This is a genomic window from Candidatus Sodalis sp. SoCistrobi, assembly GCF_900143145.1.
In the GTDB taxonomy this organism is placed as follows: domain Bacteria; phylum Pseudomonadota; class Gammaproteobacteria; order Enterobacterales; family Enterobacteriaceae; genus SoCistrobi.
Map to the genome: position 1 here is coordinate 1 of NZ_FRDB01000097.1, position 10,292 is coordinate 10,292.

Annotated in this window: 12 protein-coding genes; 7 read left to right on the forward strand and 5 right to left on the reverse strand. The window is 44.9% G+C overall.

All coding sequences use genetic code 11. The features are described 5' to 3' along the window. On the forward strand, window positions 1-452 hold a 452-nt coding region (locus CINSTRO3249_RS08225), incomplete at its 5' end, for a lytic transglycosylase domain-containing protein (protein ID WP_074012922.1). Between the two features lie 64 nt (window positions 453-516). On the opposite strand, the gene CINSTRO3249_RS08230 is transcribed toward CINSTRO3249_RS08225, so the two are convergent. Then, complete coding sequence (locus CINSTRO3249_RS08230) at window positions 517-912, reverse strand: DUF4354 family protein (RefSeq protein WP_074012923.1); 396 nt, start codon at window positions 910-912, stop codon at window positions 517-519. Between the two features lie 96 nt (window positions 913-1,008). On the opposite strand from CINSTRO3249_RS08230, the gene CINSTRO3249_RS08235 reads away from it, so the two are divergent. The 4 genes from CINSTRO3249_RS08235 to CINSTRO3249_RS08250 all read left to right on the forward strand — a co-directional run bounded on the left by CINSTRO3249_RS08235 (window position 1,009) and on the right by CINSTRO3249_RS08250 (window position 5,594). After that, entirely contained in the window at window positions 1,009-3,147 is a 2,139-nt protein-coding gene (locus CINSTRO3249_RS08235; RefSeq protein ID WP_074012924.1) for a type IA DNA topoisomerase, read from the forward strand. A 101-nt stretch (window positions 3,148-3,248) separates the two neighbouring features. Further along, complete coding sequence (locus CINSTRO3249_RS08240; protein ID WP_125933153.1) at window positions 3,249-3,971, forward strand: hypothetical protein; 723 nt, start codon at window positions 3,249-3,251, stop codon at window positions 3,969-3,971. A gap of 502 nt (window positions 3,972-4,473) precedes the next feature. Next, window positions 4,474-4,989: a J domain-containing protein gene (locus CINSTRO3249_RS08245; protein ID WP_074012926.1), complete on the forward strand. Its 516-nt coding sequence runs from the start codon at window positions 4,474-4,476 to the stop codon at window positions 4,987-4,989. Continuing rightward, window positions 4,962-5,594: a hypothetical protein gene (locus tag CINSTRO3249_RS08250; protein ID WP_084790159.1), complete on the forward strand. Its 633-nt coding sequence runs from the start codon at window positions 4,962-4,964 to the stop codon at window positions 5,592-5,594. The genes CINSTRO3249_RS08245 and CINSTRO3249_RS08250 overlap by 28 nt, the downstream gene beginning before the upstream one ends. A 137-nt stretch (window positions 5,595-5,731) precedes the next feature. Here the strand turns inward: CINSTRO3249_RS08250 and CINSTRO3249_RS08255 are convergent, their stop codons facing one another. The 3 genes from CINSTRO3249_RS08255 to CINSTRO3249_RS08265 are packed head-to-tail and all read right to left on the reverse strand — an operon-like array spanning window position 5,732 to window position 7,534. Beyond that, on the reverse strand, window positions 5,732-6,403 hold the full coding sequence (locus CINSTRO3249_RS08255; protein ID WP_074012927.1) for a hypothetical protein: 672 nt from the start codon (window positions 6,401-6,403) through the stop codon (window positions 5,732-5,734). Between the two features lie 5 nt (window positions 6,404-6,408). Next, window positions 6,409-7,125 carry a StbB family protein gene (stbB, locus tag CINSTRO3249_RS08260; protein WP_074012928.1) on the reverse strand — a complete coding sequence of 239 codons (717 nt, stop codon included), beginning with the start codon at window positions 7,123-7,125 and terminating at the stop codon, window positions 6,409-6,411. 1 nt (window position 7,126) lies between these two features. Beyond that, window positions 7,127-7,534, reverse strand: a complete 408-nt coding sequence (locus CINSTRO3249_RS08265) for a hypothetical protein (protein WP_074012929.1) — start codon at window positions 7,532-7,534, stop codon at window positions 7,127-7,129. 297 nt (window positions 7,535-7,831) lie between these two features. On the opposite strand from CINSTRO3249_RS08265, the gene mobC reads away from it, so the two are divergent. Both mobC and CINSTRO3249_RS16230 read left to right on the forward strand, forming a co-directional pair. Then, window positions 7,832-8,182, forward strand: coding sequence for a plasmid mobilization protein (mobC, locus tag CINSTRO3249_RS08270; protein WP_074012930.1), 351 nt, complete (start codon window positions 7,832-7,834; stop codon window positions 8,180-8,182). Then, window positions 8,133-10,043, forward strand: a complete 1,911-nt coding sequence (locus tag CINSTRO3249_RS16230; protein WP_217265382.1) for a molybdopterin-guanine dinucleotide biosynthesis protein MobB — start codon at window positions 8,133-8,135, stop codon at window positions 10,041-10,043. Before mobC ends, CINSTRO3249_RS16230 begins: the two co-directional genes overlap by 50 nt. A gap of 11 nt (window positions 10,044-10,054) precedes the next feature. Here CINSTRO3249_RS16230 and CINSTRO3249_RS08290 read toward each other — a convergent pair. Further along, window positions 10,055-10,292, reverse strand: a 238-nt coding sequence (locus tag CINSTRO3249_RS08290; RefSeq protein WP_143146883.1) for an integrase core domain-containing protein, incomplete at its 5' end; no start/stop codon positions are given.

Genomic DNA, 10,292 nt, shown 5'->3' on the forward strand with positions numbered 1-10,292 from the left:
CAAAAGCCGCGATAGCGGCATGTTTTGAGTCAGCGGCGCGAACCTACCGTATTGATCCGCTGTTGTTGATAGCGATAGCGGAGGTCGAAAGCGGTATGAATCCCCGCGCCGTTGGCCTTAACCGGCGACAGGGAAAGGTCGTCAGTGAAGACGTGGGGCTGATGCAAATCAATTCGTCGTGGTTTCCGTTTCTTAAGAACAAATGGGGGATAACACGAGAAAAGCTGTTAAATGACCCCTGCCAGAACATTTATGTTGGTGCGTATATTCTGGCTAAAAACATCTCTGCCAATGGCGTTAACTGGGGATCGGTCGGTGCCTATAATGCAGGGTTTAAAAATGCCAATGCGCCATTTAGAATGCGGTATGCAAAAAGAGTTTATGCACGGTATCTGTCTTTTTTGGATAAAGAACGCGGAGATTTATTTTCTCGACTGTCTATGTCGAAGTAGAGAATAGTGTTTTCGGATAATGTTTTATGCTGAAACAACGCAGGGGAAAACCCCTGCCGATGATTTATTTATTATCGTGGCTATTGCAATAGTCGCTCAGTTTAACAATGGAGGCGTCATAAACCGACTCATCATTTGAGGCAAAAACAGCGGTGCCTTTCAGTGTTTTTTTAGGTGCCAGTTTTCCGGTTGTTAACGTCTCATCAATGGTGTCGAGTTTGAATGCTTTTCCGTGTCCATTATAGGCCTTAAGACACAACTTGCTTAAATCAGCGTCTTTGTCGCCAATATTGGCCAATGTAACATCGAAGCTTTTGGTATGAAAAGCCTGCTTGCCGAGAGAGGTTGCGCCTTTATCCTGCTGTGTTGAATACACCGCCAGATTGTCGGTTTCTGCGGCGTGGGCTATCAGGCTGATTGATGAAAATGCTAGTACGGACAGTAATGATTTTACTTTCATGATGATTCTCCGTTTTTTGATTTATTCGCATTCACTTTATTTCATTAAACGGAATAAATCTATTTTTCTTCACTGTTTATAATTTTAAGGTGATTTATGAAACTTTTTATCGCAGAAAAGCCGCAACTTGCTCAGGTCATTGGGGAAGCGCTAGGCCAGCCTCGCCGCAAAAGTGGCTATATTGAATGCGGTCAGGATAGTGTGACCTGGTGTGTGGGGCATTTGCTGGAGCTTGCCCCGCCAGAGATGCATAACCCCCGTTATGCCAAATGGACGCGCAGCGATTTACCTCTCCAGTTACGGCCACCAAAGTATGTGGCAAAACCAGATACCCAGGCGCAGCTTGATACGGTGGGCGAATTGCTTAAACGTGCGACGTTGGTGGTTCATGCGGGCGATCCGGACGACGAAGGGCAATTACTGGTTGATGAAGTGTTGAGTTTCTTCAACTATGACGGCCCGGTGAAGCGGGTGCTGATTAATGACCTTAACGTTAATGCGGCGCGTAAGGCGCTGGCGAGTTTGCGTGATAATCAGGAATTCTACGGGCTGTCGCAAAAAGCGCTGGCGCGAAGTATCGGTGACCAGCTTTACGGCTTCAATATGACCCGTGCCTATACGCTGGCCGGTCAAGAGAAAGGACTGAAAGGCGTGTTGTCGGTTGGGCGAGTGCAAACGCCTATCCTGGGGCTGATTGTTAACCGCTACCTGGCTTTTAAAAATCATGCGGCGGCGAGCTATTTTACCGTCAGCGCAACGATGGCGATGACTGCGGGCGCGGTTAATGCAAAACTGATTGTGCCGGATGTGGCACCGGTTGACGATAAGGGGCGCATTATCGATGAGCCGTGGGCGCAGAATGTGGCGACCCTGTGCCAGGGCAAATGCGCGACGGTGACCGAGGCCCGCGTGGAAGAGAAACAGACACCGGCCCCCCTGCCCTTTTCCTTGCTGGATTTGCAGGCGCAAATGAGCCGCCAGCAGGGTATCGATGCTGAAAAAACATTGGCACTGACGCAAGCCTTGCGTGAAAAGCACAAAGCCATTACCTACAATCGTTCAGATTGTAATTATCTGTCCAGTGAACAGTATGCGGAAGCGCCGGATACGCTGGCGGCGCTGCGCCATGCCTTGCCTGAGTTGGCAGAGTCGTTCAGTCAGTCAGATACCCGGCGTAAAGGGCGAGCGTTTGACGACAGCAAGGTATCGGCACATACGGCCATCATTCCTACGGCAACACAGGTCGATATCAACAGACTCACACCAGATGAGCGCGTGGTGTATCTGGCGATCGTCAGGCAATACCTGGCGCAATTTCTGCCTGAAAAACGCTATCAGGCGGCGCAAGTGACGTTTGGCGTCGAAGACAAGGCGTTTATCGCCCGCGCGAATCACACCACTGTAGCGGGCTGGACTGCGCTGTTATCAGGTGGCGTGGACGAGGATGACGATAACCCCGACGATGCGGGCAGCGCGTTTTCTACCCTGGCGGCGTTGGCGGCCGGTGATGTTGGACGCTGCGAGACGGTAAACGTCAGCAAGGAGAAAACCCGGCCCCAGCCGCTTTACACCGAAGCGTCGTTGCTGAAAGACCTGCAACGGGTGGCCCGGTATGTCCGGGAGCCGCGCATCAAGGCGTTGCTGATGGCGCGGGATGAAGGCAAGGCCGGGGAGCATGGCGGCATCGGGACACCGGCTACGCGGGCGGCGATGTTGGCAACGTTGCAAAAACGCGGCTTTTACACGGTAGAGAAGAAAAAACTCATCCCTACCCCGCTGGGCCTTGAGTTTATCGCGGCCTTGCCGCCGATAGCCTCGACGCCGGATATGACGGCGCTGTGGCATGAACAGCAACAGATGATCCAGGCGGGAGAGTTAACGGTGGATGCCTTTCTGGATGAACTGGAGCGGTTTATTGGTGAGCAGGTCAAGCAGGTTGATTTGGGTGCGGTTCAGTCTGTCTCCGTTGATACACAGGCGATTAATGCGCGTTGTCCGATGTGTGGTGAGGCGTTGTTTGCTTCCGCCAAGGTTGTCAGGTGCAAAGCCTGTACTTTCCGGTTATGGCCGCAGATTGCCGGTAAGACGCTGACCACGACCCAAATTGAAACGTTGTTGACCAGGGGAAAAACGGGGGTGATTAAAGGGTTCAAGAGCAAAGCGGGTAAGGCATTTGATGCACCACTGCAATTAAATGTCGAAGGTAAGGTTGAATTTGCTTTCAACCGCCGCTAATTAAATGGATGTGAGTATTATTGTGGCAAAGCAATCCTCGCGGGGTTGAGATAAACTCTACCGAGAAAAGTGATATTGAGGTTAATATGTTGGTGTTTAATGTGACAGAAATGGCTGCGAAGCATCTGTGTCGTCGATATAAAAAAGGTGTCGATAACGTCTTTTTCAATGTTCCAACGTCCTCTATCGAAGAGGATGTTCAATCACAAAGTGGACATTCGCGTGAGCAAATTCATTTTGTGGTTGATGTGATAAAAATAGGGGGTGATTACAACTTTATTGTTGTGGAGTATGAAACACACTGGTGCCATATCCTCCATCAGGTCAAAGAAAATGACGTGGGTGTTTTTGTTAATCGATTCTATACGCGATGGTTTAATTCAATCGGCTTTATGGCGGAGCATTATGGGCTTTTTTGTGGCTCAGAAATGCAAGCCGGAATAGATAATTTCTTTTCATGCCACGATGAAATGTATTTCTATATCAGAAAAGACAAGAGCCTTAATGATATTATCAAAAAGCTCTCTAATAAATACAGGAATGCTTATTGTCTTGCTGAGTGCTATCCTGAAAATGAAGAAGTAGCGTGCGGCTATGATGTTTCTATCAATAAGTGCAGTAAAAATAAAGAGAATGGTGAAAATAGCAACGCGGCAGAAGGTATGATGATACTTTTTCTCCGTGACTATTTTGGTTGGACAGCGAAAAAGTTATCTTCAGCGCGCGCCATTATCAGGGATGAAGAAAATAACCATGATGATAGTGTTTTGATAAACAAAGATATTTTTACCGTTGAGAACTTTGATAACAGACGTCTCCATTGATAGCGTTGTCTTCAGTCATGCCCGGCGGCCCTTGCTGGCTTGCGCCAGCGCCGCAAAGGAATACGCTTGCAGCGGCCAGATGGCCGCGCCGCTGAGTCACCGGCCCGCCGGGCCTTTAATGTCGTCCCGCCGTTCGCTCCGCTCGCGGCGTGCCGGGTTGTTTCATGTTGTTGGCGTGGTGTTGCCCCATCCTTGTTAAGCCCTTTCGCCTGGGCTTTAACGTAGCACCGCCTGGTCATACCGCCAGGGGTGAAATGCACGGTCACAAAAATTTGTCTGGCCGCTGCGCTAGACCAGAAAAATTTGTGCGCCCGCCCCTGGCGTTCTGCCTGCGTTGGTACTCCGCTCGCCCCTTGCGGCGAAAGAACTCAACAAGAGATGGATTATCAACACAGGAGTCCCCAAACATGAAACAACAGAACGTCAACACCGCGGCTCACGAATCTAACAAAAGATGGTTTAAAAACAGGCTGGAAATCATTGGATGCTTTGGGGGTGACCTATGAACGTACAGGAAGCACTCAATGTATTCGGTTTATCAGGCGAATTGACGGAGCAGGATATAAAAATCGCCTATAAGAAACTGGCCTTGAAATATCATCCAGATCGTAATCCGTTGGGTGGGGAACTGATGAAAGCCGTTAATACTGCGTTTGATTTTTTAATGGCTAACATTGAAAATATCAATAAATTTCAAAGTTATGATGAAGGTGCTAGCTATGACTATGGTGAGGAGCTGGAAAAAGTATTAAATGTCCTTTCTGGTTTGGCTGGCGTGATTTATGAGGTGATTGGCAATTGGGTTTGGATTAGCGGAGAAACACGCGAGCACAAAGAGATATTGAAGGAAACCGGCTGTAAATGGGCGGCAAAGAAAAAACAGTGGTTTTATCGTCCTGAAGAGCATAAAAGTCGATTCAACAGAAAAGAGCACAGTATAGACGAAATCCGAGAAATGTACGGTACAGACGGGCCTCATAAGGAGAGAGGATGGCGGCGAGTAGAGGCCAGAGTTTAACCGTGATGGGGGATGCATTTCCCCCAAAAATTCATTTTCGGATGATATCCATGAAAGATCAAAAAAGTTTTAAAGAGAATTATTTGCTACTTTTTGAGCGTGTGTGCTTTTTTCTGGGTAATAAATGGCGCGTGGATAACCTGGAGAGGAATTATTTTAACAGAATAAAGTTAACGCACCCTGATCTGCGGCATTACGCCATTTACGTGACAATGAAAAAAGGGCGATTTTATATTGTCGGCAGTGTTGACTATCACTATTATCGTTATGGGAAATCTGATGTCTGTACAATTTCACCGATGCGCGATCCTCGTAGTATTGCCGGGGATATAAAACGTAAGATACTGTGCCATGCGGATGATCACATAGCCGTTGCAATGGCCTCTCATCAAAAAGAGAAGAAAAAGAATGAAGAAAAAATGATTGTACTCGGGATGTTAAAACAACTGGCAACGGTTAACGAGTATAACGGGAATACGTATGTTTCAATAAAAAATGGTATAAAAGGTAAAGTTGAGGAAAATTTTAATGGCTATTCATTGGAGATAGAAGGGTTAACCATTGAAAAAATGATAAAGGCAGTGGGGTTCTTAACGACTTTATAAAAAAGTAGCGTTTTGCACATATCCACATGAGCGTAAGCCAGCAAGCTATGCCGCCATAAAGCGGCATGGCGCAGCGGGAGCGGTGGCGCTACGTAAGGAGCGCCATAGCGATTGTGGGTATGTGTGAAACGTGCGTATCAATCCTGATGTATTCTTTTTTCCATATCTTTAATAAATTTCTTTTTTTCTTCGTCATATTGAGCTTGTGTGTTTTTGGGTAATCTATTAATCACCTCCATATGGTAAGCAAATCTTCTATTTTCAAAATTTATATCTTGTTGTAGCTCCATGTTTTTTTGTTGCAATGAAATGTTTTTTAAGTAGGAGAACAATGAAAACATGCCAAAAAACGTAGAGACAAAAATTAGAATGATAATTGTTGCCCATCCTGATCTAGGCATGGGGCTTGTGCTATTGTGTAATTGATTATTTAGCTTGTTAATTATTTCTTTCGATTCAGACAGTGGCTCTTCAATACTTTTTTCGACAGCAGTATTGATTGTTTGAGAAATTTTAGTTTTTAGTAATTCGATTTCACCTAATGATACTTCTTGCGATGAAATCTTATGATTTTCTAATTCTTTTTTTGATAAAGATGATAAAAATTCTTGTGTTTCAATTTTTATTTTTTCAGCCGATGATTCAACGTCATTAACAGACTTTGCCACCAATCTGATTGAGTCAGCTAAAACATTTTCAATGTTAGATGGTAGTTTTTTTATCTCATCGTGTACAACACCTAAATCTCCTAATAGCTCTATTATAAGTGCATCTCTAGCGGTTCTTGGTGTTTTATTCTCCTGACTCATGATGATTAATCCTTTTTGTTAAATAGGTTGTCATAAACTAAATCGAGATTTCTTTTTACACTTTTTGCTAAAGATTTCAATCCAAACATATCAGCCCATTTGTTTCTTTCTTTTTCTGTTGCATCTGTTCTGTTTTTTAATAATGATTTATAGTCGGTGTCGTCATTTATTAGTGCATCTATAGTAATACCTTTAACCGCTAAGGCGTCAAATATTTCATTTTCCCATATTGCACAATCTATGTCTGCTGTGAAAGTTTTTTCTTTTTTATGAAAGTTAATGACGTAAGGGAATTCTTCAAGGACATCACTTTCAACCCTGTTGAATATGACCTTTATTTTTTCGGCAGATATGCCAATATTTGATAGTGTATCTAGCATGGAAATTGATTCTTTTTGCTCTTTTGTTCCGCTTGTTACTGGAACTATAAAGTAGTCAATTTCCTCATGAGAGTTATCAAATTTAATCATGTTGTTCATGAAATCTTCTATGTTTGACGCACCAACATCTATTATAGAATCATCTTCTAGCATGATTTTTCTGAATAATTCTCTAAACTTGCTACCTTTCATTTTTTCAACATCAATACCAAGTCCTTCAGCAGTTTCATTAATGGATTCAATGGAAAATATTGGTGCATTGTTCATGCGTGGTGAAAGTAAGTGAGCGGCAATGGTAGTTTTTCCTACTGTACCAGTGTAATTAAGAATGGCAACTTTCATTTCAATCTCCGTTTTCTAAGTCGTCTAAATTTATTGTTCTGGAGCGTAGCTTTTTAAGATCTCCTGGGTTTTCTATCTTACGCGATTCTAACTTTACTTCTTTATTTTTTTCTGTGTTGTATCTATCCTTAATGGTTGAATTCTGTTCTTCATTTATTTTTACTCTAAGAGAAAGTTTTTTTTCTAATTTTCTCTTTGTTCTTCCGTACATATTTGATGCGATCCTTGAATCAAATTCAATTCCTGTTTCGCTTTTAATTGTTTTTACAATTGTCTCCCAAGAAGCGAGATCTTTAGCCTTAGTCAGTTGTCGATAACATGCATTAAAAGCCGATTGTTTGCTTTTTGTGTCTGGATCTCTAAGTAGAAAAATCAATTCTTTGAGATTTTCTTTTATTGAATCACCCATACATCCCCCCTTTATGTGTGAAATATAGATGATTATTGTGTGATTTGTCAAGTTCTGTGCCTATAATGTATGAAAAATAGATGATTAATGTGTGATTTTTGATTTTGTTAAGGTGATTTATGTATGATAAGTGTGTTTTATTTAAATTAGACATTTTTATTAGGCACGTGACCGATGTTTACAGATGGCTGCGCCACCTGTAAAATCGTCCGTGCCAAAGGGGTCCCCCCTTTGAAACCCCGCTGGCGCTCGGCATACCCAGTCGGTGTCATTGTTACTCGTTATCAGAGGCGTTCTATGGCAGAAAAGAAGAACAAAGATAAGGTGGTTGCCTTTCGCTTGTCCCAAAGTGATTTTTCTCAGTTCGAGGAAAAACTGGCCTCTTCAAACATGAAGAAGTCCGCCTTCTTTCGTGAGGTTTTTTTAAATGCCAATGTTAATCTTACCGTAAAATCAACGCCATCAAAAGACCTGGCGCGTTTAACCTTTCTCTTTAATAAGTCGAGTAATAATCTGAACCAGATTGCACATCAACTCAACAGCGCTTATGTTGCCGGCAAAGTGTCATCATCACTCTATACATCTGTCAATAATGCGCTTGTTGATATTCGCCAGCTATTGCTTTCAGGAATTGATGATGTTGATTAGAGTCAGTGGTTATAATAATGGCGGAAAGGAATATCTTGAGGAAGGACAAAAAAGCGGACGCGAATACACACGAGAAGAGCTTGATGAGCGGGTTATTCTCTACGGTGATTTAGACCTTACGAAAAAGATATATCAGCAGATACCCGATAAGGGGCAGGAGCGCTACGCTACATTCACGCTGTCATTTCGGGAAGATGAACTGTCTTATGATATGCTGCTGTCGATTACTCAGGAGTTCAAGCAGTTTTTAATGTACGCCTATGAAGATGAGGAGTATAATTTCTATGCCGAAGCCCATCTGCCTAAAATCAAATCTGTTGCAGACAGAAAAACGGGTGAGCCGGTTGAAAGAAAACCACATATTCATATTTTTATTCCGCGAAGAAATCTCCTTTCAGGAAAGGAAATGAATCCTCGTGGCATGGTAGAACGCCAAGTGGCGTATTTTGAAGCCTTTCAAGAGTACATTAATCAGAAGTATCATCTGGCCTCACCCAGAGAGCACGTTCGCGTGGATCCGACCAGTGCCGCTGATGTACTTTCCCGTTATAAAGGCGATGATTTTAGAGGACGGCATCAGGCGTTTAAAAAGCAGCTTGTGCGCGATGTGATAGATAAGGCTATTTTTAGTCGTGAGGATTTTTATGCACACGTGGCGACCTTTGGTGACACTCGCGTACGTCATCAGGGAAAAGAGAATGAATATCTTGCGGTCCGGATTCCCGGCGATGAAAAATTTACCAATCTGAAAGAAACGATTTTTCAGGATGATTTTATTGTGCGTCGAGAGGTTAAAAAGCCCCCTCTGGATAAGGCGATTATCCGTGACCGATTGCGGGAATGGCCTCAGCGGGCAAAAGAAATCAAATATGTGAGCAAGGCAACGCCGTCTTTTCGACAGCGTTACAAGGCGGCGTCGCCTGAAGAGAAACTTCATCTCCTGGCACAACGTCAGGCGGCTTTTTACGATAAATACCGGGGGAACTATGACTTATACCCTGCCGAACGGCAAAGCGATAACCAGCGAAGTGTTGCTGAAACTGGAGAAAAACGAATTACCCGCGTTACCGATGGCGTGCAAAGTGTGTCCGGCGGCGATGTGGCAACTCACAGGGCGGGTAGAGAAGCCTTTAATACGGTGTTTCTGCCGGGTGGTGCACACCTTCACCTGGGACAATCAGCATCAGGAGGAAGTGCTGGATTGCGATCTGATTTATCAGCCGGAAGAGGACGACGACGAAACGCTGGGGAATACCACACAGGCAAGTTTACCGCCATTCCTGGCGTCCCAACTGTCTCAGCGTCAATCCACAGAGCCGGTTATCGATTTAGGCCCGGAATGGGAGGAGGAGACGCCTTCGCGCTGAATATGCCGCCCTATGCGCGTCATCCCCATCAGGTGACGACGCTTGCGCAGATACAGCGGCGCGGAACGGTGTTGTTTGGTGAGGGAGACAGGCCGCTCAGGTCAACCGCCGTCAGCCCTGTTCGTCGTGTGATGCCCAAGCCGGATAAAAAGGCGTCTTTCGTGGCGGCCTACTTCTTGCGGCGATATGAGGAAAACCAGCTACACCCCGCCCAGCGGCAGGACATCCGTGCCATCGACACACAATTTTATGCGGCCCGCCGCGCTATCCAGTGTGATGAGCGACTGACCCGGAATGAGAAAAGCCAGTACGTTTCTATTTTAACGTTTGAACGTTTGAAGGCGCACCACGCTATCAAACAGCCTACTGTTCCCTATGAAAAGGAGATGCCCGATATGGGAAGTGCTGATATTCGCAAGTTAATTAAAACGCCGCGTATTCCTGATAACTCTATTAGTGGTGTACTGAATAACCCCGAGTTTATTAGAGAGTAATTTTGGCAATACTACGCCGCTTCCTCTGATGCTAATTGCAAAGCGTAATAGTTCATTTCGGCTTCAGTAGGAGGGATGTAACCCAGCCGCCCGAGCAGCCTTCTGTTGTTGTACCAGTCCACCCAGTCCACCCAGTCCAGCGTGGCCAACTCCACTTCCGTCCGGTTTTTCCAGCTCCCGCGGTGGATAACCTCCGTTTTGTACAACCCGTTGATACTCTCTGCCATCGCATTATCGTAGGAGTCGCCG

Coding starts and splice junctions, on each gene's coding strand:
- CINSTRO3249_RS08230 (WP_074012923.1), bottom strand. CDS start 912: ATGAAAGTAAAATCATTACTGTCCGTACTAGCATTTTCATCAATCAGC.
- CINSTRO3249_RS08235 (WP_074012924.1), top strand. CDS start 1,009: ATGAAACTTTTTATCGCAGAAAAGCCGCAACTTGCTCAGGTCATTGGG.
- CINSTRO3249_RS08245 (WP_074012926.1), top strand. CDS start 4,474: ATGAACGTACAGGAAGCACTCAATGTATTCGGTTTATCAGGCGAATTG.
- CINSTRO3249_RS08250 (WP_084790159.1), top strand. CDS start 4,962: ATGGCGGCGAGTAGAGGCCAGAGTTTAACCGTGATGGGGGATGCATTT.
- CINSTRO3249_RS08255 (WP_074012927.1), bottom strand. CDS start 6,403: ATGAGTCAGGAGAATAAAACACCAAGAACCGCTAGAGATGCACTTATA.
- stbB (WP_074012928.1), bottom strand. CDS start 7,125: ATGAAAGTTGCCATTCTTAATTACACTGGTACAGTAGGAAAAACTACC.
- CINSTRO3249_RS08265 (WP_074012929.1), bottom strand. CDS start 7,534: ATGGGTGATTCAATAAAAGAAAATCTCAAAGAATTGATTTTTCTACTT.
- mobC (WP_074012930.1), top strand. CDS start 7,832: ATGGCAGAAAAGAAGAACAAAGATAAGGTGGTTGCCTTTCGCTTGTCC.